Raw genomic sequence first — 25,847 nt, 5'->3', positions numbered from 1 at the left:
ACCCTTTAGAAAAAATCACGAGCGCAACTAATCTTGCGTGCAGTTAACTGTTGCAACGCGAGCCTGATATCGACACCAAGCTGATCGCTCGACAGTATCGAATTGATTTCCTGCAACATATGCTTTTTTTGCAGCTCGACGCGTATGCCGTACTTTTTGTCGATGTGAGTCCGCACCTGCTCACTTTGATCCAGCCCGCTGACGATACCTACCGCCTGGCTGCTCAGTACCTCTCGGAAGGCAGCGAGGCAGGAACTCACCTGAACTTGCAGTTTATAGTCCAGCTTGCTCAAGCCCGGGACATCAAGCGCACCACGGGGCGTCGGACTCACAATGGACGTCACGATGGCAGACAGTACCTGGCGCATAGATTCGCCACCGTCATATCCATGTCGGGCGTGATAGAATGAAATCAAGCGGGCCAGCAACATGGCCATACGATACAAGGCATAGAAGCCCGCTTCGTTTTTTATCGACGTCACATTGATTCCCACTAGGCTCAACTGCTGCATGGCGCTGCAGACATTGAGCTCTTGGTTGAACACTTGGCTTACGTGCGCTTGCAAATTTTGTGAAAACGTCCGGTCGAACAAGTGCTTGCCCAAGTACAGGCAGATATCCAGCAACCCTTGGAGCAGCATCCCGGGTTCGCAAATTAGATTGTTGAATTTAACCTTAAACTCGAAATCAAATGGGTCATCTGTCGGCGATAGGCAGTAGACCCCATTGAAATCGAGCAAGCGCCCATCGATGGAGATATTCGAAGGAGATGTTGTGAGCATAATCAGCCGAGTCCGGCAGAAAGCCATTTGCCGGGCCTGGCGTCGGGCGAGTTCGATTAAGCCTTCGGCGCAGATTCTTTCCGTACCCTGCATACCCACGTCGGGTGATGGTTCACTCGATTGGGGAAGCATGTACGGTAACTTGCCTAAGACGATACCTATGCGCTCATGGTCATGATAGATCTGGTCGATAATATGCGGCTGCGGCTTGAAATAAGGTGCTCGTTCGAAATGCGCGGGACGGATCACCGGCTCACGCACCAGTAGCGCTTTGCGAGCCCGTCGACTATTACGCTCGAAATCGATGTCAACGAATTGCTCCGTGCGCAATACTGCCAGCGAGCGCACGGCACCATAGGGCAATAACTCTGCGAGGATTTCGCCCCAAATGGATTCGTAGACAGCATAGTCTTCGGCCAGCGCACCATTGGAGTGATGTCTATCGGTACCGACGCCAACCAAAGGGTTAGCTCCGATACCCTTGACCTGGTAGCGGCCATCAAAACCACATCGTGCACCACCGCCGTTTTGCACGATTCCTCTACCACCATAGCGCTCAGCGAAAAAGGTCTTGGCTGCCGTTTCAGGAGCGGACGAATTGATCGAATAGGAGCAGGCTGTCAATAAGTCAGCTTCGTGTTCCAGGGCGCCGCCGGCCCAGATCAATTGGGTATCGATCGGCCGAGCCTGGAAAGGAACGAGGTTTTCCGGCAAATCATTCAGTGACCACTGTGTATTCATTGGTTACTATCCCTCGACCATTATTCTCGGTTGAACAGCATCAGCCTTGTTAGCTGTCAGTCTGGCGCTGCCCATAATCTGATCTAGATGTCCGGCGATAGTCTTAAGAGCCTCAGTGCGAGCCATGCCAGGGTGATCCGAATCTATATCCAGATTGGTGAGTGTGCCGCTTAAGTAAGGTCGCCATGCTTCACGGGTCAGCCAGTCTTCGGCACGAGGACGGGCAGCCGTGAAGAACAGCATGTTGCCGTGGAAGACTTCGTGTTGCGAACTGCCTACCAGGCGCCTGCTATTGATCACGACATCAATTAGCCGATCCAACGTGGCATCATCCAAGCTAGCCAAGGCATTGCCCTGGTGTCGGAGCATACCGATTACCTGCGCACGCTCCAGAACCTCGCCACGCGGGATTGTCAGCGACGGTAGACCTCGGTCAAATGGCAGTGCGATGCCAGCAATAAAAAGTAAGGCGGCCAGTGCCATGCTTTCTTCCTCTCGCGCTGATTGCTCGGTGAAGGCGAAGCGGCGCCACAGGTCACTGGGGTAGGCATCCATCAGCGCCAGCAGTTCTACGTGCCGGCCACGTTGCTCAAGCTGGGCGGCTACACCGTGAGCGATCATGCCACCAACCGACCAGCCGATGATCCAGTACGTGCCGCTGGGTTGGTGGGCGCATATCCGGTCGACGTAATTACTGGCCATAGATTTCATGGACGTGGCAATCAACGATCCTGAAGCCAACCCATCAGCTTGCAGGCCAACGATGCTACACGGCGTTTTGAGAAACCGGGCAATACCGCTGTAGCACCACGATATGCCACCGGCTGGATGAATGCAGAACAGTGTTGGAAGCCCTGCATGGCCATTGGGAGCCGGACGCAACAGCAGGGTCGGGGCAAGCATATCTAGTTCACCAGTATCGCCATGAGCAGCAAGCGCCCGAGGAGTCGGGTGAGAAAAAAGTGTGGCGATAGAAATTTTCCACCCCAGCCCAGCATTGATTCGGGCCGTAACATCGACGGCAGTCAGCGAATGCCCACCCAATTCAAAGAAGTTATGTTCAGGTCCAACACTAGTCCGCTCGAGCACATCGGCGAAGTACTCGCATAGACGCTGTTCCACCCATCCTGCTGGTACACCCTGCTTGAGCTGGTCATCGGATGGGAGAGGTAGACGGCTGCGATCGAGCTTGCCATTGCCAGTCAGAGGCAGCTCGTCAAGAAACACGACACACTGGGGCAGCATGTATTCGGGCAGATATTCGCGTGAATGCTCACGTAGTCCGGACTCGTTACAATCGCTGCTAGTTACGGCATAAGCTATCAGCCGGTCAGATTGCACTGCCGCACAAGCCGAAACGATGGCCGGATGTTTGAGCAGGACGCTGGCGATTTCTTCAAGCTCTATGCGGACCCCACGAACCTTCACCTGATGATCAGCGCGACCTAGAAACTCAATCTCGCCGTTCGCACACCAGCGTGCTAGATCACCAGTGCGATAAAGGCGTCGTTGACCATCGACGATGAATTGTTTGGCCGTCAGTTCTGGTTGTCCGATATAACCATTGGCCAGGCAAATCCCCTCGATGAAAAGCTCACCGACCGCGCCGATAGGCAGCACTTCGGCCGCCAGACCAAGAATATGAATGCGAGTGTTCCAAATCGGCCGGCCGATAGGCACTGTGCGTATACGGTAATTTGATCCAACTTCATGGTGCGTGACGTCGATGGCCGCCTCGGTGGGGCCATATAAATTGAATAAAGTTGCGTTGAATGACCGCCGGAAACGTTCGGCTAGCTCAAGGGGCAGCGCTTCTCCGCTGGCGAATACCCGAGCTAGACCCAGTGTGTTCTGGCGACGCTCTTGGGCATCGACAAACAGCGCCAACATCGAGGGTACGAAATGCATGGTAGTGATGTTATGGCGTTCGATGCAGTCGAGTAGGTAGTCAGGATCGGTGTGTCCTTTCTCGCGCGCCATCACCAGCGTGGCCCCGCTGATCATCGGCCAGAAGAACTCCCAGATCGACACATCGAACGTGATGGGTGTTTTTTGCAGCACCCTATCATTGTCATCGAGCCGATATTGCGCCTGCATCCATTGCAATCGGTTGGCAAGGGCCAAATGATTGACCATCACACCTTTCGGCTCGCCGCTGGAGCCGGAGGTGAACAAAATATAGGCGCCATCCGTGCCGGAAAGCGTTGCAGCTGGCCCCTGCCTGGTACTTGCGGGATTGTTCAGTTGCTCCAACGACCAACGAGAGATATGGCCAGGCACCTTGTCGTGATCGGGGGCTGACGCAATCACCAGGCTCACCTGCGCTTGCTTGAGCATGTGCGCCAAACGCCTAGCTGGGGTCTGCCTGGACAATGGTAAAAGTACCGCTCCTGCCCTGAGAACCGCAATCATCGCAACCTGCAATTCGACACTGCGCTCGAGCATCACACCGACGACCTTGCCCCGGGCACTCTGCAGAGCGTACTGCAAACCAAACGCTACGCATTGCGTGGTTTCTTCGAGTTCCCGGTAGGTCAGGCTACGTCTCTCATCGAGAACGGCTAGTTGTTCGGGGCCATGGCGGACCTGCCTTTCGAACAACGCCACCACATGCTCGGCCTCCAGCGGATGATCGGTAGCATTCCAGTCCTTAATTAGGTCCAGCTCCCGGTTACAGGCGAACGGCAAGCTGGCTAACGGTACGGTCGGAGCAGCCAGCACCTGCCCGATCCAGTGCTGCAGTCGCTCAAGGTGCAAGTGAAGGTCTTCGAGGGTATGACGCCCACCATTGGCGATGACCTTGATGCCATGCACCAACAGGTCGCTGCCGATCTCTACATGCAAATTCAAGTCGCGAACCGGGCCTGTCGCAACGTGCACGAGCTCCGTGACAAGGCCGTCGAAATCTAGCGTCGGTATGCATGGCAAGATGTTTAGTTCAATCCCGTAGAGCGGCAGGGCATCGCCGACGCGACCCAGTTCCCGACTGATCCACTCGGAGCGGTAACGTTGGTGAGCGATCACCTGCTTACGGCTGTGGGCAACCACCGTACAGGCTTCGAGAAAACTGGCGCTCTCACACAACTCGAAATCCAGCGGCAGGATATTACTGCGGGTTACGGCGGCCCCAGCCCCCATTGCATCCATACGTGCCATCAGCGGTAGGCCGAATAGAATGTGCTGCTGCTTGTTCAAGCGCGAGAAGTAACTGCCGAAAACGGCGATCAGAACATCGGCTAGCGATACACGTGAGTGCCAGTGCTCCCCTCTAAGCGCGACGGCATGCTCCCGGGAAAGGCTGCATTGAGCCTGAATATGGGTGCTGGACAGCTCGTAGGGTGCTGCACCGGAAAAGGTCGGAGCGGTAAAACCCTTGCCGCGCTCGAGCCAGAATTTCCGGTCAAGGCTGTACTGCTTACTCGAATGGTAGGCATTTTCTTGGGCACGCAACCCCTCCAGACTGACGTAAGTGCACGGAGCTACCGAAGTAATGCTCATCAACCCCCGGTAATGTTCCGCAGCGCGTCGATGCAGCAAATAGTAGGCATAAGAGTCGAACGCGATGTGATGGATGCGTGAAAGCCAGATGACCTCGTCATCACCTAACCGATAGAGGTCATGCTGGTGCAGTTCATCACTGTCCAGATCGTCGGCAACTTCAAGGCTGATGGTAAACAACTGTTGAACAGTACGCTCCGGATCAGATTCGCTGCTCAGGTCGCGCATGTTGACCTGTGCGGCATGTGACCGTTTTGCCATGACCGGTTTGCCGTTCACGCTGACATAACGATAACTCAAGATTTCGCAGTCCTGCACGGCGCGGGTGATAGCAATGCGTAGCAATTTCAGGTCGAGCCGGCCACGCAGCCGCAATGCTTGCGCCGTCATGTACAACGCCGATGACTGCCCTGCCTGTGAGGCGTACCAAATACCAGCCTGTGCATCGAAGAGAGAGTCGACGGTTGGGTTGACAAAATCCATATCGTGAATCGCCTAATGACAAGAATCTAATAGCGGATAGGAGATCTTGCTGTGGAGCGCCCGTTAGAAGGTCGCGCCGCCGTCCACCGTTAGGTCATGAAGCGTAATGTGGCTGGCACGCTCGGAAGCTAGAAACAAGATCGTCTGGGCGACTTCTTCTGGCATGGCGATCTTGCCGAGAGGGATCCCGGTGCGGAAGGCTTCCGGCACTCCGCGCAAAGTACGCTCCACTGCGCCGCTGTCGTTCATCAATTGCGCGAGCATTGGCGTATCGGTCGAACCCGGTGAAACGCTGTTGCATCGCACGCCATAGGGTGCCACCTCTAACGCTACGCAATGGCTCAAGCTCAGTAGTGCAGCTTTCGACGCGCAATAGGCGGCCATACCCAACCTCGGTACGCTGGCGGCGTTCGAAGCGACATTGACAATCGCACCACGGCGACGCTCTTTGAACATAGGAATCAGTATGCGGAGCAGGTGAAATGCACCGTTGACATTGACATCAAAACAATGCCTCCAGTCATCCAGAGACACCTGTGAACAATCGCCCTGCACCAGGATGCCGGCGGCGTTGACTAGTACATCAGGGGGGGGTGCTTGCGTCAGCAGTTCCTTGCATGTATCGGCCACCATCCGGGCATCGGTGATGTCCAGTTTCACGCACTCGAAAGGGTAGTGGGAGCCGCCAAAGATCATGTCCAGGCCGATGACCTGTGCACCGTTATTTTGTAGCATCGTGGCAGTCGCCAGGCCAATGCCCCGCCCCGCCCCGGTGACCCAGGCCGTTTTACCGTCAAATTCTCGAGTGTTCATGATGCGACCTCCATCATCGCGTGTGAGGTATGACGGGCCCGGCACAATACATTCCACCATCCATTGACAGTCGGCTCTTGAAGTATGTCTTCAAGGTGAACCTGCACTCCCGCCTGGTTCCAAGATGCGATCAGATTCATCACTTGCAAGGAATCCAGCCCGTAGTCCATCAAATTGGCTTCGGGGTCCAGTTCCTGGCCGACCTGGCCGGTCAAGACTTTTGCATAATGCAGCAACCCCTCGCGCGACATCAGATTGGAAGTTTCCAGAACCTGCTCCAGGGAAACAACGGAACCGCAACAATCAGCAACTTGAGCCAGTGCTTGTTGATGGAAGGGGGCGGAGAAATCAGCCAGACAATCACCCACCATGAAGGTTTGGATATCGAGCATGAATGCATCAAGTGCCGTGGCCATGCAGCCGATATGGGCATAGACGCCGCAGATCAGTAGTTGATCGCGCCGCTGTTCGCGCATGACACTTTCCAGTTCGCTATGACGAAAGGCGCTGTAGCGCCACTTTTGGATGATTAGGTCACCCGGGGCCGGCGACAAATCTCTGGAAATGTATTGCTGTTCTGCCACTGCCGCAGTGATGCCTGCTCCCCACATCTGCGACAACACCCCCCGGCGCTCGGCCGGCTGAACATGCGGCTGGGCACTATAAACAACCATCACACCGTTGCGCCTGGCCCACTCGCACAATCTGGCACAATGCGCCTTGAGCATGGGCAACAGGGCACCGTCCTGTTCAAAGAACGCTAGGAAGTATTCCTGCATGTCGTGCACCAACAATATGGCGCGTTGTGGATCGACCGTCCAGTTCACTCGGTTGGCAGGAAAGTCGGATACGGCAGGCATCGGGTAGTCAGTGATTCTTGCGATGGTCATGACGAGCTCTGATTGAAAGTTTGCCGGAGAAACACCTTGTTGATTTTTCCAACGGGAGTAAGCGGCATTTGATCGATGTATTCGATGCGATCGGGAAGCTTGTATTCGGCGATACCACATTCTCGGAGAAAAGCACGCACCTGCGGCAACGACAAGGTCGCCTCACTGACCAGAAAAGCGCAGCTCTTCTCTCCCATCAGAGGATCGGTATAAGCGACTAGTGCGGCCTGTATGATCAATGAGTGCGACAACAACAGCCGCTCAACTTCTTCGGCTGCAATCTTCTCGGCACCACGATTAATCTGGTCCTTAACACGCCCCACCACATTGAGCCGGCCATCGGCACTACGCCTGACTAAATCTCCAGTGTGATAGAAACCTTCAGCATCGAAAACCGTGGCGTTGTGCTCGTGACTCAGGTAATAACCGCGCACCGTGTAGGGGCCTCGGGTAGCAAGCGTGCCGACGCAGCCATCCGCAACGGTCTGACCGTCGGCGCCTAGCACCCGCACCTCGTCATCTGCACTCATCGGACGCCCTTGGGAAGCGAATAGTGCTTCATCGCTATCATCCAGGTCTGTGTAGGCCACCATTCCTTCAGCCATGCCGAAGACCTGCTGCAACCGACAACCGAAAGTTGGCGGCACCTGCCTTGCCAGATGCTCAGAAAAGCTAGCCCCACCGACCTGGATCAGCTTGAGTGAGCTCAGGCGCTGGGGCGGCTGGCGCGCGGCCTGAATCCAGAGTGCGACAGCCGAAGGCACCAAGGCCACATGAGTGACCGAGTGGCGCTCGATGATCCGGAAACACTCGTAGGGCTCTGGATTGGTCGCCATGACCACACAGGCGCCGATATAGAAAAAGCCTAGCGCGCCGGGCGAACTCAACGGATAGTTGTGCGCAGCAGGAAGGGCACACAAAAAGCGGTCTTTCGACAGAAGCCGGCAGACCTGTACGCTACGTCGCACGCTGTAGAAATAATCGTTGTGGGTACGTGGGATGAGCTTGGGAGTCCCGGTGCTGCCGCCAGACAACTGGAAAAAGGCGACTTGTCCGGCATCGGTAGGGGACAGCCTGAGTGGCGTAGCAGGATCCCGGGCCAGTAACGCCTCCAGTGACGTGCGGCTCTGTGGATCCGTCGAACTCAAAAGTACCTCAAGCCCAGAATACGTGCAGCATAGTTCATCAATAAAAGCGGTATCACAAAACAACGGATGGCATTGTTCAGCGATCAGCAACCGGGGCTTGATCTGGGCGGCATAGTCCGACAATTCGAGGCGCCGGTGACTGTACAGAGCGTTGATCGGAACCACGCCGATACTCAACAGTGCGAAGAACACGATGTAGAACTCGGCCCGATTGCCCAGTTGGACCAAAGCAGTGTCACCCTGTCCGATACCTCGGCTCTGCAAGTGACCAGCCAGTCGGTCAGCCAGTTGCTTGAACTGCCGATAGTCGAACTGCCGCTGACCATCGATTATGGCGATTGCGTCGGAGCGCTCCTGGGCGTGCCGTGTGAGGATTTCTGTCAATGGCAAGTCTTGCCAGTAGCCCTTGTCGCGGTAGCGTTGCGAGAACTCATTCGGCCAGGGTGTGAATGCGACAGTCATGCGCATGCCTCATCGGTGATACCCAGTGCTCGTAACAAGGTGCTGAACTTGGTACTGGTTTCCTGGCACTCGGACTCTACCGAGGAATCTGCGACAATCCCGGCGCCAGCGAACAAGCGCAGCGTACCGGCGTGATACTGGGCACAACGGATAGTCACGGCCCACTCTCCGTTACCTTGGGCGTCGGTCCAACCGACCATCCCGGCATACAAGCCTCTGGCGTGAGGCTCGAGACGGTCGATCAGCTCCCATGCCGACTGTGTTGGATAACCGCAGACCGCTGGAGTGGGGTGCAAGCGAGCAGCCAGCTCCATCGCGCTGGGCCATGGCGCCTTCAACGTTGCACTTATCGGTGTACCTAAATGCCATAGCGGCCCTGCCGGAACCAGCAGGGGGGGGGGCGGAACTCTCATAGGCTCACTGACCGGCGTCAGTAGACGGGCAATTTCGTCGACTACAAACTGATGCTCACGACGGTCTTTTTGTGAATCGAACAATGCCTGCGCCGCATGTCGGTCCTGATCAGGCTGAGAGCTCCTGGCGGCAGAGCCGGCCAGTGGAAAGGATTCGACACTGGCGCCTTGACGCCGCACCAGCAGCTCCGGACTGGCACCCAGCCAATAATGATCCTTGTCCAGCGGCAAGTAAAAATTATAAGCCTGTGGATAGAGTCTCAGCAGTCTATCGACAATCGTGTGCCCTGAGTCTTGTAACTCAACCTTGAGATCAAGTGTTCTCGACAGCACGACTTTATCCAGTTCCCTATTGGAGATTTTTCGTAAAGCTTCGGCGACGGCAGAAATAAACGAACCATCTAAAGACAGGGGACTACTCCCGCTTTTTAAGTTGAGCTTTTTACTTGTTTTGGTATCACGCCTCACAAAATCACGACTATAGGACAGCGGGATAAAAAGCTCCGGAAAAGAAGTTTTAGAAAATGGAATAGCACCAACTATCACAGGGTTTTCAATGCCAGCCATTGTCGCTTCAGTTAAAAGGTCCTGGGCATGCGCCCATAACTGTTCCGGCATGTTGGCAGAGCCGTAAATCTGTCGACTCATTCTTCGATAAACACCAGCGGTCACTATATCCCCGCTGGGAGAGTGATACCGAAAAGATATATCTGATTCTGAGCTGCAAGATGATTTACATATTTTACGCATCATTGGCATCCATTCCACGCAGTCCGCAAACCTCATTAAATTTACAATTTCATAGCTCAAACAGCTGCGTCAATTATTTTCGAAAAACTGCAGATCGCAGATATTCCGCTAATAATTTGGTGCAGATAAAACAGGTCGCCTAACAATCCGCCAGACTGATCACTGATAGTTATGCGACAATTTTCTCGGCAGCCCCTTCACGCTATCAATGAATAACGCAATGGCTTGCTAGTACCCCATGCCAGTTATCTCCAGGTACTCAGAGAAAGCTTCGCCCCTACAATTTTTCGCCGAAAAGCACCGGCGCACCCTAGGAAATAGGCCCTGCACGATCTGATTTTTCTGTGCCGCGACCACCAAATAAATAATATCATCCACCTTAGCCGGGAACCGTCTTAGAAAAGCTGAACTATCAGGACTGGCTCGTAAAACACAATAACTCGCTCGCGCTCCTGGGGGGGGGGGGCGAGTACTGCTACTGCGATGCTAGATGGTGTGGATTGCCATCACATCGTCACGCACAGCAGTGTCATAACTATAAGATTACGGAGTAAGCAGCTCAGACGTAAACTTTTAGGAAAAGAAAAACTTCGTAGTGCTTTTTAATACAAATCACGGCTGCCACCTATAAGAGGCATTGGTATACTATAACAGCTTTAAGCTTGCAAAATAATTTACACTCTTTACACTTTTTCAGCGCTAATCCCGCTACAGCCTCCTCCAAATTTCTAATTAATTGGTTTCTACGCCCACCTGAAATTTTCAAAACTCAAGTGTTTTCGGATAATTTAATTCCGAATAATCAAATCTATCCAATGCCTCCGCGACATTGATTTTCGACAACAATGCTGGTAGTTTTTTCGCCGCTCCGACATATGCATCGCGCTATTAACGGATGATAAAAAAGCACTCATGAAATGGATTGCCAGTAAGCCATGCCAGCTATCGACCGCCATTTCCGTAAAGGTCTTGTGAAATGAGCACTCGTGCCCCACTGTTTCGCAACGAAGTTTTAGTGCGCCAGAGGAAAGACGCTTTGGGTGAGATAATTCTTATCCCGCCGACGTCGTTTGCATTTTTGGCACTGGGAGCACTTTGCTTGGCTGCCGTAGTAATTGGCTTCATGTATTGGGGTAGCTATACCAAGCGCAGTACGGTAAATGGTCAGTTGTTACCAGCCACCGGGCAGGTAAAAGTCCACGCTCCTCAAGCGGGGATCGTTCTGGAAAAGCTGATCCATGAAGGTCAGTCTGTGCAGCGTGGCGACCCACTTGTGCGTCTGAGTAGCGAGCGCTATGGCAGCGACTCTGGGCCGGTGCAGGCGAATATAAGCCTGCAACTCACCGCACGGCGTGACTCGCTGCTGGGCGAACTGGAAAAAATCCGGCGCCTGCAGACACATGAGCGTGAAACACTCGATAGCAAGATTACCAGTCTGCTGCTTGAGCTGACTTCGCAAGCCAACCAAACGCAAAGCCAGCACGAGCGAGTAGTGCTGGCTACCGATGCTGCCAGACGCTATCAAGGCTTGATGGAAAAGGGCTACATTTCCATGGACCAGCTTCAGCAGCGTCAGGCCGAGTTGCTGGGGCAGCGGCAAACCCTTCAAGGACTGCAGCGCGACCGGACCACCCTGACACAACAACTGACCGAGAAGCGTAACGAACGAGCCGGGCTTGACGCTCGTCAAGACAACCAGTTGGCCGATATAGAGCGCCAAATTTCGGTAGTAGAGCAGGAATTTTCCGAAAGCGAAGCCCGGCGCGTATTACTTATCACGGCTCCCGAAGCAGGCATTATCACGGCCGCCCTGGCAGAAGTCGGGCAGACGGTGGACACCTCAAAGGCCCTGCTCAGCATCATGCCACACGATACTCCTCTGGAGGCCGAGCTCTACGCCCCGAGCAGATCCATCGGTTTCATTAATCCGGGCGATACGGTACTCATCAGATACCAGGCATTTCCCTACCAGAAGTTCGGCAAGTACCAAGGCTTGGTTCATTCGATTTCGCGCACCAGTATCTCATTCAGCGAGCTAGCCAGCATGGTCGGTAGCGTGCCAAATGTCGGCCTCAACGGTGAACAGTTCTATCGATTGCGCATACGTTTGAATGACCAAAAAATCACTGCTTACGGACAGCAAAGGCCCCTCCAAAGCGGCATGCTGCTCGAAGCGGACATAATCCAGGATCGGCGCCGTCTCTATGAGTGGATCCTGGAACCCTTGTACAGCCTGACCGGCAAACTATAGGAGCCTAGCCATGGCTGTACTGGATATGCTTGCGCTACGATTAGGCCGACCCCTTCCCATGATACTGCAGACCGAAGCCACTGAATGCGGCCTGGCCTGCTTGGCAATGGTCGCGGGCTACCACGGACACCACTGTGACCTGCGGACTCTGCGCAGCCGTTTCAATGTGTCGCTCAAGGGCACATCGCTCAAGTACCTGACGCAAAGTGCTCACAAGCTGGGTTTTGGCACTCGTGCGGTTAGGCTGGAGCAGGATGGGCTGAGCAAGCTCAAGCTCCCTTGTATCCTGCACTGGAATCTCAATCACTTCGTGGTACTCAAAAGCATCGACGGGCGAGGGGTCACCATTCACGATCCCTCCTACGGCCCGCGCTCGATTACATTCAACGAGGTATCCCAAAGCTTTACAGGCGTGGCTATGGAGCTGTGGCCGGAAAGCCACTTTGAAAAACAGTCAGTTCCTGAGCGCATCCGCCTAATAAGCATGCTAGGCAAAGTTACCGGCCTATACCGATCTTTGGTGCAGATTGTCATCCTAGCCGGAACACTGGAGATCTTTTCCCTGATCAGTCCCTTTTTCCTTCAATGGACAATCGATAACGTCATCGTTAGTAATGACTATGACCTGCTCACCACTCTGGCCATCGGTTTCGGCCTGCTGCTGCTCATGCAACAGGCGGTCAGTGGTGTGCGCGCCTGGGTTATGATGCATATGGGCACCCTGCTCAACGTGCAATGGCGCTCCAACGTGTTCGGCCATCTACTGCGCCTACCGAATCAATACTTTGAAAAACGCCACCTGGGCGATGTGGTTTCGCGCTTCAGCGCCGTCGACAGCATCCAGCAGACCCTTACCACAGCCTTTCTATCGGCGATCTTGGATGGGATCATGGCCATCGCTACTCTGGTTATGATGCTAATTTATAGCCCTATGCTGGCAGCCGTGGCCGTCACTGCCATGATCCTGTACGCGCTAGGGCGCTGGGCTTGGTATGGCCCGCTACGTAAAGCCACCGAGGAGCAGATCGTCCATGCCGCCCGGCAGCAATCTCACTTTTTGGAGACTATCCGGGGAATCCGGCCGTTGAAGATGTTTCAACGCCAAGACGAACGTCGAGCTGTGTGGTTAAGCCTGCTGGTGCAACAGATCAATGCCGGTCTACGCACCCAGAAGCTGCATTTGTTCTATCAGCAGATGAATGGTCTGCTATTTGGCGTGCAAAACATCGTGGTGATCTGGTTGGGTGCTCGGATGGTCATGGACGGCCTTTTCACGGTCGGCATCCTTATGGCATTCAGCGCATACAAGATGCAGTTCGATAGTCGTGTTGGTAGCCTGATTGACCGGTTTTTCGAACTGAGAATGCTGCAATTGCAGGGAGAGCGCCTGGCCGACATCGTCTTGCACGACGCTGAACCCAACGACGAAAAGTTAGACCAACACAACCTCGCCAAGCGTGAAGCCAGTATCGAATTGCAAGACGTGCGATTTCGCTATTCGGAGCAAGACCCGTGGGTGCTTGATAACCTAACACTGAAAATACACGCTGGAGAATCGATAGCCATCGTGGGGCCCTCTGGCTGTGGTAAGAGTACTCTGCTCAACATTCTACTAGGCAATCTGCCAGTCACTGACGGCCAGATTCGCATCGCCGGTCTGGAACTGCGTCAGCTCGGTCTGCACGACCTGCGCAGCCTTATCGGGCCGGTACTGCAGGATGATGTGTTGTTCGCGGGGTCTATTGCCGAAAATATCAGCTTCTTCGCCGCAGATATGGACATGAACTGGGTCGTACAATGCGCGCGCATGGCTGCTATCCATGACGATATACGCAGCATGCCGATGGGGTACAACACACTAGTTGGCGATATGGGAACCGTACTGTCCGGGGGGCAAAAGCAACGTGTGGTGCTAGCCCGAGCACTGTTCAAGCGGCCACGGATCCTGCTATTGGACGAAGCCACCAGCCATCTGGACGTGCAATGCGAGCAGCGGGTCAACGCCGCCATCCGCGAATTGAAAATCACCCGCCTGATCGTTGCGCACCGGCCCGAGACTATTAACTCCGCCGACCGAGTGGTGGTGCTCGACCAAGGAAGAGTGTCGATGGATGCCAGCACCGCGAGCCTAGCCGTGAAGGAACGCACCATGGCAACGACGGAACAGACCTGATGCGCGCTCAGATTGCACTGTTCGTAGGGTTAGCAATGGTTCAGCCACCAGCCATAGCCTATCAGCCTGATGTATTCGATACCGAGAAACAGGTACTTTCTCCCCAGAGACATCTGTCGGGGGCCGCTTGCACATTACCTTCTATCAGCCACGTACTAACTCTGGAAAACGTCATCGAGCATGTACTCTGTAATGACCCGAAGATCAGCCTTGCTTGGGCTAATGCTAAGGCCCAGGCGGCGCAGATCGGCACCGCCCGCTCGGCCTGGTTGCCTAGGCTCACAGGGGCTACCAGCAGCAACCGAAGTCATCAGGAGTTCGATTATGAGAATGTACCCCAGCTCTCTCGCCGCGACGGCCAGCTTAGCAACAGCTATGGGTTGTCGCTGAGCTGGGTACTGCTCGACTTTGGGCGACGGAGCGCGGCCTTGGACATGGCTCAGCAACTACTTAGTGTGGCCAATGCCAGCCAGGATGCAGCTCTGCAGAACGCCTTCGTGGTCGCTAGCCAAGCCTACTACTCAGTGTTGGCCGCGCAACGTACCTTGACTGCGGCCTTGCAAGTAGAAAGGCTGGCCGCACAGAATTTCGAAGCTGCCGACGCCAAATTCAAAGCAGGCGCTGCTGCGCTGTCAGACCGCTTGCAAGCCCAGACGGCTCTGTCGCAAGCTAGGTTACGCGTCACTCGCGACGAGGGCGCTTTCATCCATAGCAGCGGCGTGCTGGCCCTGCGCATGGGGCTATCACCGCAGACAAGGCTGGATCTGGCCAGTGATCTGGACACGTTTGCTGCTACTGACTTTGTCAAATCCATTGATGACCTGCTGATCGAAACGCGTCTCAACAACCCCGGTCTACTCTCCGCAGCGGCCCAGGTAAAAGCCTCGCAGGCCGCCATAGAAGATGCCCGGGCGGCAGGCCGCCCCACCTTGTCGCTAGTGAGTAACTTGACGCGCAGTCACAGCACCCAAACCACCAGCATCAATGGCGATTTTCGTCAGCGAGACCAGAGCATTGGGGTGCAGCTCACCATTCCGCTGTTTGAAGGATTTGAGCGTGGTTATCAGATTCGCAACGCCATGGCCAGACAAGAAGCCAGTCAAGCGCAGATGGCCGACATCGAACAACGCGTGGTTCTCGAAACCTGGCAATTTTACCAAACCCTTAGCATCGAGACTCGCAGCCTACAACGCACACAAGAGTTGGTCGATCAGTCCCGACAGAGCCTTGAAGTGGTTCAGGGTCGTTACCAGAGTGGTGTCGGTAGCATGATCGAACTGCTCAATGCGCTGACGGCTTATGCCAACGCCGAACAAGAACATATCCAGGCGCTAATCTCCTGGCAGACTGCGCGACTGAGTCTGGCTGCGAGCCTGGGGCAGCTCAACTTGTCCATGCTGCACTGAAAGGTTGTGCCGACTGAAGAACCCCGGGTTTTGTAGATACCTCTTTGCCTTAAAGGGGACGTGAAATAACGGAGGGAGCCTGCGAAAGCCCCTTGAATGCTTGAGCCAGGCAGTCCGGTAGGGTGAGGGCTGAACGTGACCACCTGGGACAGTCTTCATCTAGTGCCCTGAGCGGTTAATAAATTAACTTATTTTTGATCACGCTCAGTTTTGCTTTATGCACCGAACTGATGATGGCCTCAGCCGTTTTGTTCCATTTAAAGGGTTTGGCTGAGTGCTCGTTATGAGCTTCGATAAATTGACGGAAGCTGTTTTCAAATCGGCCACGCTGGTGAAGGCGCCCCGGTACAGAGCTCGTCTTTCCAGTTGTGCAAACCAGCCCTCCACGGCGTTCAGCCAGGATGCGCTGGTCGGGGTGAAGTGCAATTTGAAGCGTGGATGCTTTTCCAGTCACTGCTTGATGGCGGCAGTTTTGTGGGTTGAGCTGTTATCCAGAATCACATATCCGGCGGGTTCAGATAAAGCCCAATCACGTCGACAACCTTGTCGGCGAAATGGGGATCATTGCTGATCTTGAAGGTCTTCAGGCGATGGGGTTTGAGGTCGGAAGCCGCCCAGAGCTGTCGAACCTGCCACGTGGTGACCCGAGCATATTTGGCCATCACGCGAACGCTCCAGTGAGTGGCCTCTTTGGGGACGCGCTGGGTCGTCAGCGTGAGAATTTCGTTGATTTTCTTCAGCCCAAGCTTGAGTGGCTGACCGCTGCGCGGCAGATCCTTCAGCCCTTCAATTCCAGCTTCCAGATAGCGCTTTCGCCACTTGAATACCGTCGGCCGTGTGACCTGCAACTGGTCGCTGACGGCCTTGGGTGTCATTCCATCAGCCAACAGAAGCAGGATGCGAGCCCGCTCAACAAGGGCCTGTCCCAGCGTACTCATCCTCATCCAACCTTGCAGGGTAATGAGATCAGAAGGAGTTAAAGTGCAGGGAGAAGCTGGCCGAGGCATGCGTATAACCAATCCATGACATTGGGTGAATAGTATATCGTCGCTTGTAGGAAAATTAATTAACCGCTCAGAGCACTAGAGCGTGTAGCACATCTACCTGCTGTAACGGTAAAAATAAAATACTCACCCGACCCAAATCTCATTTCCCGATGCAGCGCTTCTTTGCTAACTGATTTGCTACACCTGAACTCACCTCAGGTTTGTAGTCATGACCAACCTCACCCCTTTACGCCGCAAATGGAAGCCGTTGCTTTTGTTACCCGTGCTGCTGGCGACCGCTACTGCCAACGCCGAAACATGGGTGTTCACCAACCAGGCCCACCCGGTGAGCGCCCCTGCAGATGCCCGTGTAGTTTTCATTGACGAGCAACACCACCTTGAAGAGCAACTTTCTCAGCAGCTACCCGCAGACCCAAACCAGGCCACTGAGTACTTTCAGCACTATCTGATCAGCCCCGAAGGGAAACGCCTCCAAAACGACCTAGCAAAAGCTCAGCAGGGTCTTACCGACGCTTGGAGCCTGGGAATCGAGAAAATCCCAGCGGTGGTGGTAGACCGCCGTTACGTCGTGTACGGCGAACCAGATGTGGCCGTCGCCATTCAGCTCATCAACAACGCCCGGAGCGCTCAGCAATGAAACTGAGCCCTCAACTGCTCCGATCTTTTTCCCTGGCTGCTATTTTCAGCCTGTCCTTTTCCGCCTCCGCCGCTATCAACTCGGCCGCAATCATCGCCTCGTCCCTCTCCCCGCAATGCCTGGAGTACATGGTCGTGGGTGTCTGCTACTGGCTGCGCTGTACGCCCTTCGGCTGCAAGGTCAAAACCTCAACCAAGGTCCGCCATTTTGTCCCGGATGCCGTGGTGTCGGCCTACTCCGACACTGGGATGAACCCCTGGATCGAGATGTCGCCTCTCGGCTCGCCCAACCCCATGGCGCAGGCCGGAAACGACGGGACCACCAATCACATTGGTGAAAACAATATTGCGAAGTTCAAGGAGGCCGATGTTATTGGTCATCCAGGCGGCGCGACCTTCAGCCATTTCGCCAGCGCGTCCGGCTATGCCTGCCAAGGGGCAACGCTGCCGTTGGTTCCGTATTTCCTCAGCGCACTCGACCCGATTGCCTGGCGTTACGGCATTCCCGAGTCCGTTTATCCCGAAGCCTTGATTCCGGGAATGCGTGAAGTCGGCAGCCTGTTTACCGTCGATCTGTGGGGAAACGTTTACCCCCGAAGTGGCTTTCTTCACCAACCCAATGACTACAAGGCTGGTGCAGTGATTGCCCAGCGCGCCGGGGACATTACGACGCGGGTTGGCCAACCCCATGTCTACCTGCCGATGCGTGCCCTGCCCTACCCCGGTTATTGGCCTGCCGGAGAGCTGAGGGAAGGTCTGCCCTTCACCGGCAAGTGGCAGGAGCTGACGCCCATTCCGAGTCCATCGTGCTCCGCCTTTCCCAATCTGGGGATGAACATTCAATCCCAGGATGGCGGCTATGCCTGGGCACTTTGGCGGCCGTATTCCTGCTGCCAGCGGCGCGGCCAAACCTTTCTTGGCAGCACGGACTTCCTTTGAACAGTACCTATTGGAGCAGCATATGAAACTCATCCCATGGGCCGCCGGATTGGTGTGTTGTGTTGCCAGCGCAACCGCCTTTGCCAACGACCCGATCAATATTGAGACGTCCGGCAGTGTCATTGGTGACGAGGTGCTCTACAGCATCGGCGGCGGAAATGCGGTGACGATGGGCAGCGTGGGCAATATGGACAGTATTTCCGTGGGGGGCAGTTGGAACAGCAATCTGATCTGCGGAAACATGAGCCTCAGCCACACCCTGGAGAACCAGCTGAACGGCGCCACAGAGGGCTTCCAGAACATCATGACGTCCGTGGTACAGAACGCGACCAGTGCCGTCGCGTCACTGCCGGCGTTGATTCTGCAACGTGCCAACCCCGCGCTCTACAACCTGATCACCAATGGAATCCTGCAAGCCAGGTTGGATTTTGATCGCTCCAAAGGCACCTGCCGGGCAATCGCCAACAAGATGGCAGACATTGCCGGCAACCAGATGGGCTGGGGGTCGCTCGCCGAAGGCCAGGCGATGAGCCAGGCCCTGACTTCTAACCGCGATGCAGTCTCTGCCGTCGAACAAGTGGAGGATAAAGGCGGCGATGACGGTGTGACTTGGGTAGGAGGTGATCGAGCCGGCGGGTCCGGGCAGAAGCCGATCCGTATTGTGGAAGACGTCGCAAAGGCCGGCTACAACCTGCTGAATAGACGCTCCGCCGACGACAGTTCGTCCATCAGCAAAGACACCTGTAATAACGGGCTGGTTTGTAATGTTTGGGCCTCACCGCAAGAGGCCACCACCTTTGCCAATCGAGTCCTGGGTGAGCAGCAGCAACAGACCTGCAACAGCTGCCCAAAAACCGTGACCTCTGCGGGTGTAGGGCTGACGCCGCTGATCCAGGAAACCTACGAAACCAAACTCAAGACGCTACAGGAATTGCTCAATGGCAGCAAAACCCTGTCAGCGGAAAACCTCAACGCCGCCAGCAGCAACTCGCTGCCAATCACCCGTGGCGTAATCGCCGCCCTGAAAGATGAGCGGGACCAGGACATTCTCGCCCGGCGCCTGGCTTCGGAAGTCGCACTGTCCGATGTACTGGAAAAAGCCTTGCTGCTCCAACGAACCCTCCTCGCCGGTAGCAGGGAGCCGAATGTCGCGGCCAACGATCTGGCCGTGCAGGCCGTGGGCACTCAGAGCGCCTCCCTACAACAGGAAATCTCCAACCTGAAGATGGAGCTCGATATGCGTCAGCAACTGGCGAAGAACTCGCCGATGACCATCATCGAGCGTGGTCAGGAACGCACCGAAAACTCCCGAGGCGTGCTCCAGGGCGACCCCGAAACCGGTCGACTGGATCAATTACAACGCTCCGATCAAGACAGAAGATAAGGACCTGTCCATGCCCAATGTTCAGCCCCCCAACTCAACCGCAATACCATCAATGATCAAGAGGCTTCTGCGAAGTGTCGGCATCGGGCTTTTGACGCTGTTTGTCATCAGCATCGGCACGCTCCTCTTCAGCGCCTTGCTCATGCATGTCTTTGACGATGTGGAGCAGTTTCACCAGTGGCGAGAAGACAACTACGGATACCTGCTGGCCTGGCGCTTAACCCTGTACAGCGTCGTTACGCTGTTCTGGCTCAAGCTCAAGGCTCGCCTCACCCTTTCAATGCACCAGCGTAAACGCCTGCGCAGAGCAGAGTTTCTGGTGGTTCTGCTGTTGCTGCTCGTTGAGCTGAACAAGGCATTCTTTCAATCAGGAGGTCAGGTGTGACGCTCTATACCCACGATTACCTGGAGTACTACCTGACCCTTGTGGGTTGGATCATCAATAACGGTATCTGGTCAATGATCGAGGACAGTGGCCTCTACGCCTTGCCCTTCGCCGTCATCGTGATCCGCGAATGGTTGAAGGTTCGCGGTGAGGGTGCGGATGAAGGGAACAAAGGTGTTCTGTCCCTGGCGCGTATTGAAACGAATGTCTACGTGGGGTACGTGGTGGTGGCTTTTTGTGCGCTTCCAGTGATCAACGTCGGTTTCGACACCCTGGAGTTCGACCATTCCCGGGCCAGCCAATGCCAGTATCAACTGCCCACGCCTACGGAAACGGGTTGGAATACCTCATTCAGCACCCTCGCAGGGAAAAGTGCGCAGATGCCGGTATGGTGGGCTTTTATGCACGCGCTGTCCAAAGCCGTCACCAGTGGGGCTGTGGCATCCATTCCTTGTGGCACGGATCTGCGGCAGATGCGAATGGAGGTGAATAATACGAGGATCAACAATCCGTTGCTGGTCCAGGAGGTTGCGGATTTCACTCGGGATTGTTACGGGCGTTCGCGGGCGCGGTTGTTTATGCGTAATCCTGAGGTGATCGCCGAAGACCCAAAATCAGGGGCTTTTGCCGACTTGAGCTGGGTCGGATCGAAGTACTTCTTGAACACCCCCGGTTATTACGACACAGACTATTCCCGAACGCCTAGAACACCTTGGCCATACAACTCGACGCGGGATGTCGGTCTCCCGCAAGTATCTGGGGGCGGAGGCTACCCAACGTGCAAACAGTGGTGGCTAGACAGCACTATCGGATTGAAGGCGCGATTACAGGAACAGATCGACCCCGACTTGAGATCACGCTTCTTTGGCTGGGCCAGATGGCTATCTCAAGAACAGGTGGGTGAAGCACTGACCCGGCAGTTGGTTTCACCATCCAATCAAATTACGGCGGCTGTCTATACCGATTACGGTGGCCAGGTGGGTGGAACGATTTGGAATGGTGCCGCGCGCGCAGTAGGAACGTTTGGTATCGCTCTTGGATCAGTGGGGTACTTTCCGGCTATGGACATGCTGAGACAAGCACTTCCAATGGTGATGGCATTCTTGAAAATGGCAATGGTGATATGTTTACCTATCGCCTTGATTATAGGAGCATACCAACTGAAAGTTGCGATGACTATGAGCGTGATTTTCTTCGCATTAGTCTTTGTAGACTTTTGGTTCCAGCTCGCCAGATGGATTGACAGTACCATCCTGGATGCTCTCTACGGCTCTGGATCACCACATCTCAGTCTCGACCCAGTTATGGGGCTCAACACCGCAACACAAGATGCAATTCTTAATTTCGTAATGGCTTCGATGTTTATCATTATGCCAATGTTCTGGATTGGTGCCCTTGGATGGGCAGGAATCAGTGTTGGATCATCACTGATAAGTGGCCTTCAAAGTGGAACTGACCCCGTGAAAAATGCAGGATCTCAAGGCGCAGAGTTTGCGACCCAAGGGGCAAACGATGCAATTCACGGACCTGACGAAGAGAAGAAAAGTTAAAATCAAATCGTCTAATATTAGGGAATATAGCGCATCAGTGGGAGGCTGTATTATCTGCATCAGCGTCAATTCGATAGCCGTTGATATAATAACCATATCCAGCCTCCCCATATCGATAGCCATCAGCACTCGTCAAACGTAGACCTCCTTCCTTCTTGGAGGATAATTTTGATAAATCGCCTTTACCAATAGCCCACAAAATTAGACCAAGGCTCAAAAACGACATAAAAAAACTGATAAACCAATGAACAAAATAGGCTCCAGCTATCAGTAACAACACAAGCAAAGTCAATCTTGCAATCCAGCGCACTAAAGGTTTTGAATCGAAAATCAAAAAACGCATCACCTTTCCAACCCCAAATCCTAAGCTTTGTGGAGTACATTGAAATTTCATACTGGCGCTCCCCTCTGACGCTCAAAACGAAGGCTGTTTATTGAAAAACGGTATAAACCAAAAACCGCATGCTCACAAGACTCCTAGAAAAAACTGAAAATTATCTGAAATTTCCTACATATCCCAAAAATCTTCCTATTACCACTCGCAGCACACCAATGAGATCAAACTGCAACCACCAATCAACCATCCCAAAAGGAAATGGCATGTTTAAAAGCCAATGGAATGGATAACAAAGGTAAAAGCCCTATCTGAAAGGGCCGCCTAGCGGAAAGGGCTAACACTCCTTCAGACCAATCCTCTCAATATAGTCAACCCATAAACTAACCTACACCAACTTGAACAGAAAAAACCTACATTTCAAAGAGAACCATCCTGCTTCATCATGTTTCTAAATTTGTCCAAAATGCATTCCATCAATCGCAAGCGATGTCATATCGCCCAACAATTGAGACAACCAATTGGTAATGGTTTTCCATTGAGCAGTAGGTACTGAATAGAGGAAAAGGCCGGCCCATAACCACTTATGGAGCTCGTGATGTTTTCACTCTTGCGCCGCAAAAAAGCAGCAAACCCAGCGGTCCCCTCTCACACCAATTTTTTGCAACCAGCGTCTGGCGTGGAATTGCTGAATACCCCACGGCGACAAAAGCTACTTGAGAACATCTGGCAGCGCGCATCCCTGTCACGCCTTCAATTTGCAAAGCTTTACAGGCACCCGCTTGAACGCTTCGCAGAACTGGTCCAGCAGCTCCCTGCCTCTGAGAATCACCACCATGCACACCTCGGCGGAATGCTTGATCACGGGCTGGAGATCGTTGCCTATGCCCTTAAGATCCGACAAACCTACTTACTCCCCATTGGTGCCCCACCCGAGTCGCAATCGGCACAGGCTGAGGCGTGGACGGCTGCCGCAGCCTATGGCGCGCTTATCCATGATTTGGGAAAGATAGCCGTGGATATGTACATTGAAACTGCCGCCGGGGAAACCTGGCACCCCTGGCACGGCCCGTTGAGTCACCCCTATCGATTCAAATACGTGAAAGATCGCAACTACCAACTGCACGGCGCTGCGGCATCGTTGATTTATGCCCAGGTGCTCACGCCCGAAATCCTCGATTGGCTCTGCGGCTTTCCAGAATTGTGGGCCCAACTGATATTCACCCTCGCCGGCCAGTACGAACATGCTGGCATCCTGGGTGAGATCGTCATCAAAGCCGACCAGGCCTCTGTTGCCCAGGCGCTCGGAGGCAATCCAGAGCGAGCCGTCAGCGCCCCCAGACAATCGTTGCAACGCCAACTGGCTGATGGCTTGCGGCACCTGGTGCGAGACAAGTTCAAACTGAACCAGGCTGACGGTCCGTCGGATGGCTGGCTGTCAGATGATGCTCTATGGCTCGTCAGCAAACCGACTGCCGATCAACTGCGCGCTTATCTGCTGGCACAAGGTATCGAGGGCATTCCCAGCTCCAACGCGCCGTTCTTCAACCTGCTCCAGGACCAGGGCGTGATCCAGAGAAACGCTCAAGACAAGGCGATTTGGAAAGTGACGGTCGACAACGACCGGGGCTGGAGAAACACCTTCACGCTACTCAAGCTCTCGCCCGCGCTGATCTGGAACGATCCCAAGGATCGACCTCAATCTTACTTCGGCACGCTTGAGGTCGAGGCGGGCAACCCAAGCGTCGAACCCAGCGAGGAGAAGCTCAAACAAGTCCGCGCTCAACCTCAACACAAGACTGCAGGTATTGCCGAAGCCGAGCCCATTGACCAGCACCCCACCCACCTCGGGCCAGCATCACCCAATGAACACGAAGACCTTGAGGATCTGCTGACCCTGTTTAACCGCGTCCCCTCTTCCCTATCAACTGAAAACAACTCCACCTCCATGACGGACACCCTCCCGCCGGAACCGACAACAGTCGACACGGACGTGAAAAGTGAATCTTCAGCAAACACCGAAGTAATGAAACCGATGACAAGCAATAGCACTGACCTAGGCTTGAAATTCGTTGATTGGTTGAAGACCGGGATCGCCTCCCGGCATCTCATCATCAATGATGTTAGAGCCCTGGTTCACACCGTAGACGGCACCGCCATGTTGGTCACTCCGGGGATCTTCAAGCGCTACGCCCAAGAATTCCCTGACGTGGAGCAGCAGGCCAAACCGTTGCGTCTGGAAGGCTGGGAGCTGGTTCAGCGCAGCTTTGAAAAACAGAAACTGCACCGCAAGACCGCAAAGAAACTGAATATCTGGGACTGCAATGTCATTGGCCCGCGTCGCACCAATCAGCTCAAAGGCTACCTGCTGCAGGATCCGCATGTCCTTTTTACTGAGGTCCCCTTCGACAATGTCAGCCTCAGCCTCGACACCAAGGAGGTCGCTGAATGACAACGCCCATGGACCTGGCCGAGGACTACATCGTTACCCATGACCTTAGAAACTCGACTGCAGACATCTATCGAGCATCGACCAGAGCGTTGATCCGCCACTTCAATGACAGTGCGGTTGAGGCTATTGACCATCGAGCGGTACTGGACTGGCGTAGGACGGTGCTCGATGGTGGCCTGGCTAAGACGAGCTGGAACACCTATTCAAATCATCTGCGCACGGTATGGGGTTACGCCATTGAACACGGCGCGTTACCGAGGACGTCAACTAACCCGTTCAAAAAGACCTCTGTCATCCCTCCCAAACGACGAAGCAAAACAGTCGTGCGTGACGAGATCAGGAAAGCCCGCAGTTGGCTTAGAACACTCGTTGAACAAGAGGCGACAACCAAGAAACGCAGCAAAATCACACCCGCCTGGTTCTGGCTGGCCGTCTTTGAAACGTTCTACTACACCGGGATTCGGCTTAATGCACTGCTGTGTTTGAGGTATGCCGATATCGACTGGGCGCAACGGCTGATCATGGTAAGTGCCGATACCGAGAAAACTCATCGGGAATTCTGCATCCCCATTATGGAAGGACTGCTGCCTCATTTGTCACAGGTGTTTGAGACGGCAAAAGGGCTGGGCTTTGAACCCGGGGATCAGCTGTTCAACGTGAATCGCTTTTCTAAATATCACTACGGCAAGGTAATGGACACCGACCAGGTGGAGGCTATGTACAAGAAGCTAACAGTGCAGACGGGCACACGAATGACCCCGCACCGGTTCAGGCATACCTTGGCTACCGACCTGATGAGACAGCCAGAGCGGAACATCCACCTGACGAAAAGCCTACTCAATCACTCGAATCTCGCGACAACCTTGAATTACATCGAGGTCGACTACGAGCACATGCGCAACGTGCTGCATGAACGTAGCGCGGTGCAGGGGGCATTAGGGCATGAGCACTATGTGGCTGAGCAGATTACACCAGACCCAGTGACAGAAGACCTGGAGCAGGTGCCTGAGCAGCTTTCGCTGATGGCGATCTTTGATGCGGGCTCAGACGAACTTCCGTTTGAACAAAGCCTCTCCGACGCAACGGGTGAACCGCTGTCTGTGATTGGTCCGCTCGCTGGAAGATACGGCGACTGCACCTCTCTGGAAGACAAGCCATCACCTTACGCAACAGGACTAAGCCATGAGCTGCCGTGGGACGGCCCTGGAACCTTGTGGGCGGATCTTGGCATCCAGGAGCGAGCCCCGGCTGACGACAACGAGGAGGCAGCTGTGATGCTTAGGATGATGATGGACCGCTACGGAGCGAATACATTTGGCGGGGGCTGGAGCTGAAAAGTGCCCCAGGTAG

17 protein-coding genes and 1 pseudogene are annotated in these 25,847 nt (G+C 54.5%); 10 read left to right on the top strand and 8 right to left on the bottom strand.

Features of this window, described 5'->3' with window-relative positions:
- Positions 1 to 5: 5 nt before the first annotated feature.
- The 6 genes from BLL38_RS31240 to BLL38_RS07250 all read right to left on the bottom strand — a co-directional run bounded on the left by BLL38_RS31240 (position 6) and on the right by BLL38_RS07250 (position 9,878).
- Positions 6 to 1,523, bottom strand: coding sequence for a hypothetical protein (locus BLL38_RS31240; RefSeq protein ID WP_076961932.1), 1,518 nt, complete (start codon positions 1,521 to 1,523; stop codon positions 6 to 8).
- Between the two features lie 6 nt (positions 1,524 to 1,529).
- Positions 1,530 to 5,504, bottom strand: a complete 3,975-nt coding sequence (locus BLL38_RS07270; RefSeq protein ID WP_076961931.1) for a non-ribosomal peptide synthetase — start codon at positions 5,502 to 5,504, stop codon at positions 1,530 to 1,532.
- 63 nt (positions 5,505 to 5,567) lie between these two features.
- Entirely contained in the window at positions 5,568 to 6,317 is a 750-nt protein-coding gene (dhbA, locus tag BLL38_RS07265; RefSeq protein WP_076961930.1) for a 2,3-dihydro-2,3-dihydroxybenzoate dehydrogenase, read from the bottom strand.
- Entirely contained in the window at positions 6,314 to 7,207 is an 894-nt protein-coding gene (locus BLL38_RS07260) for an isochorismatase family protein (protein WP_076961929.1), read from the bottom strand. The genes dhbA and BLL38_RS07260 overlap by 4 nt, the downstream gene beginning before the upstream one ends.
- The gene (locus tag BLL38_RS07255) at positions 7,204 to 8,817 is read right to left on the bottom strand and encodes a (2,3-dihydroxybenzoyl)adenylate synthase (protein WP_076961928.1); all 1,614 of its coding nucleotides are present in this window, start codon (positions 8,815 to 8,817) and stop codon (positions 7,204 to 7,206) included. Before BLL38_RS07255 ends, BLL38_RS07260 begins: the two co-directional genes overlap by 4 nt.
- Complete coding sequence (locus tag BLL38_RS07250) at positions 8,814 to 9,878, bottom strand: isochorismate synthase (protein WP_165448670.1); 1,065 nt, start codon at positions 9,876 to 9,878, stop codon at positions 8,814 to 8,816. Before BLL38_RS07250 ends, BLL38_RS07255 begins: the two co-directional genes overlap by 4 nt.
- Positions 9,879 to 10,974: 1,096 nt before the next feature.
- Here BLL38_RS07250 and BLL38_RS07245 point away from each other — a divergent pair.
- From BLL38_RS07245 to BLL38_RS07235, 3 genes are read left to right on the top strand one after another with little or no spacing between them, the layout of a single operon-like run.
- A complete protein-coding gene (locus BLL38_RS07245) occupies positions 10,975 to 12,231 on the top strand; it encodes an HlyD family secretion protein (protein ID WP_076961957.1) in 1,257 nt (418 codons plus the stop codon).
- A 10-nt stretch (positions 12,232 to 12,241) separates the two neighbouring features.
- Positions 12,242 to 14,404 (top strand): peptidase domain-containing ABC transporter, encoded by a 2,163-nt coding sequence (locus tag BLL38_RS07240; protein ID WP_076961927.1) that lies wholly within the window; start codon positions 12,242 to 12,244, stop codon positions 14,402 to 14,404.
- The gene (locus BLL38_RS07235) at positions 14,404 to 15,810 is read left to right on the top strand and encodes a TolC family protein (protein WP_076961926.1); all 1,407 of its coding nucleotides are present in this window, start codon (positions 14,404 to 14,406) and stop codon (positions 15,808 to 15,810) included. Before BLL38_RS07240 ends, BLL38_RS07235 begins: the two co-directional genes overlap by 1 nt.
- A gap of 175 nt (positions 15,811 to 15,985) precedes the next feature.
- Here the strand turns inward: BLL38_RS07235 and BLL38_RS07230 are convergent.
- Positions 15,986 to 16,817: pseudogene (locus tag BLL38_RS07230) on the bottom strand (IS630 family transposase).
- A 208-nt stretch (positions 16,818 to 17,025) separates the two neighbouring features.
- Here BLL38_RS07230 and BLL38_RS07225 point away from each other — a divergent pair.
- From BLL38_RS07225 to BLL38_RS07205, 5 genes are read left to right on the top strand one after another with little or no spacing between them, the layout of a single operon-like run.
- A complete protein-coding gene (locus tag BLL38_RS07225) occupies positions 17,026 to 17,454 on the top strand; it encodes a TIGR03757 family integrating conjugative element protein (protein WP_169897716.1) in 429 nt (142 codons plus the stop codon).
- Positions 17,451 to 18,392 carry a TIGR03756 family integrating conjugative element protein gene (locus BLL38_RS07220; protein ID WP_076961925.1) on the top strand — a complete coding sequence of 314 codons (942 nt, stop codon included), beginning with the start codon at positions 17,451 to 17,453 and terminating at the stop codon, positions 18,390 to 18,392. Before BLL38_RS07225 ends, BLL38_RS07220 begins: the two co-directional genes overlap by 4 nt.
- 22 nt (positions 18,393 to 18,414) lie before the next feature.
- On the top strand, positions 18,415 to 19,776 hold the full coding sequence (locus BLL38_RS07215; RefSeq protein ID WP_076961924.1) for an integrating conjugative element protein: 1,362 nt from the start codon (positions 18,415 to 18,417) through the stop codon (positions 19,774 to 19,776).
- 10 nt (positions 19,777 to 19,786) lie between these two features.
- Positions 19,787 to 20,161, top strand: coding sequence for a hypothetical protein (locus BLL38_RS07210; RefSeq protein WP_076961923.1), 375 nt, complete (start codon positions 19,787 to 19,789; stop codon positions 20,159 to 20,161).
- A complete protein-coding gene (locus BLL38_RS07205; RefSeq protein WP_076961922.1) occupies positions 20,158 to 21,711 on the top strand; it encodes a conjugal transfer protein TraG N-terminal domain-containing protein in 1,554 nt (517 codons plus the stop codon). Before BLL38_RS07210 ends, BLL38_RS07205 begins: the two co-directional genes overlap by 4 nt.
- Positions 21,712 to 21,745: 34 nt before the next feature.
- Here BLL38_RS07205 and BLL38_RS30400 read toward each other — a convergent pair whose 3' ends face one another.
- Positions 21,746 to 22,105 (bottom strand): DUF3742 family protein, encoded by a 360-nt coding sequence (locus BLL38_RS30400; RefSeq protein WP_076961921.1) that lies wholly within the window; start codon positions 22,103 to 22,105, stop codon positions 21,746 to 21,748.
- A gap of 538 nt (positions 22,106 to 22,643) precedes the next feature.
- Between BLL38_RS30400 and mobH the strand changes: the two genes are divergently transcribed.
- On the top strand, positions 22,644 to 24,497 hold the full coding sequence (mobH, locus tag BLL38_RS07195; RefSeq protein WP_169897717.1) for a MobH family relaxase: 1,854 nt from the start codon (positions 22,644 to 22,646) through the stop codon (positions 24,495 to 24,497).
- Positions 24,494 to 25,831, top strand: coding sequence for a site-specific integrase (locus BLL38_RS07190; RefSeq protein ID WP_076961919.1), 1,338 nt, complete (start codon positions 24,494 to 24,496; stop codon positions 25,829 to 25,831). Before mobH ends, BLL38_RS07190 begins: the two co-directional genes overlap by 4 nt.
- Positions 25,832 to 25,847 lie beyond the last annotated feature (16 nt).

It is taken from the genome of Pseudomonas gessardii, from assembly GCF_001983165.1.
Classification (GTDB): domain Bacteria; phylum Pseudomonadota; class Gammaproteobacteria; order Pseudomonadales; family Pseudomonadaceae; genus Aquipseudomonas; species Aquipseudomonas gessardii.
Note: the sequence above shows the minus strand (reverse complement) of the source record. Positions and strands in the feature narration are given on the sequence as shown.

Coding starts and splice junctions, on each gene's coding strand:
- BLL38_RS31240 (WP_076961932.1), bottom strand. CDS start 1,523: ATGAATACACAGTGGTCACTGAATGATTTGCCGGAAAACCTCGTTCCT.
- BLL38_RS07270 (WP_076961931.1), bottom strand. CDS start 5,504: ATGGATTTTGTCAACCCAACCGTCGACTCTCTCTTCGATGCACAGGCT.
- dhbA (WP_076961930.1), bottom strand. CDS start 6,317: ATGAACACTCGAGAATTTGACGGTAAAACGGCCTGGGTCACCGGGGCG.
- BLL38_RS07260 (WP_076961929.1), bottom strand. CDS start 7,207: ATGACCATCGCAAGAATCACTGACTACCCGATGCCTGCCGTATCCGAC.
- BLL38_RS07255 (WP_076961928.1), bottom strand. CDS start 8,817: ATGACTGTCGCATTCACACCCTGGCCGAATGAGTTCTCGCAACGCTAC.
- BLL38_RS07250 (WP_165448670.1), bottom strand. CDS start 9,878: ATGAGTCGACAGATTTACGGCTCTGCCAACATGCCGGAACAGTTATGG.
- BLL38_RS07240 (WP_076961927.1), top strand. CDS start 12,242: ATGGCTGTACTGGATATGCTTGCGCTACGATTAGGCCGACCCCTTCCC.
- BLL38_RS07235 (WP_076961926.1), top strand. CDS start 14,404: ATGCGCGCTCAGATTGCACTGTTCGTAGGGTTAGCAATGGTTCAGCCA.
- BLL38_RS07225 (WP_169897716.1), top strand. CDS start 17,026: ATGACCAACCTCACCCCTTTACGCCGCAAATGGAAGCCGTTGCTTTTG.
- BLL38_RS07220 (WP_076961925.1), top strand. CDS start 17,451: ATGAAACTGAGCCCTCAACTGCTCCGATCTTTTTCCCTGGCTGCTATT.
- BLL38_RS07215 (WP_076961924.1), top strand. CDS start 18,415: ATGAAACTCATCCCATGGGCCGCCGGATTGGTGTGTTGTGTTGCCAGC.
- BLL38_RS07210 (WP_076961923.1), top strand. CDS start 19,787: ATGCCCAATGTTCAGCCCCCCAACTCAACCGCAATACCATCAATGATC.
- BLL38_RS30400 (WP_076961921.1), bottom strand. CDS start 22,105: ATGAAATTTCAATGTACTCCACAAAGCTTAGGATTTGGGGTTGGAAAG.
- mobH (WP_169897717.1), top strand. CDS start 22,644: ATGTTTTCACTCTTGCGCCGCAAAAAAGCAGCAAACCCAGCGGTCCCC.
- BLL38_RS07190 (WP_076961919.1), top strand. CDS start 24,494: ATGACAACGCCCATGGACCTGGCCGAGGACTACATCGTTACCCATGAC.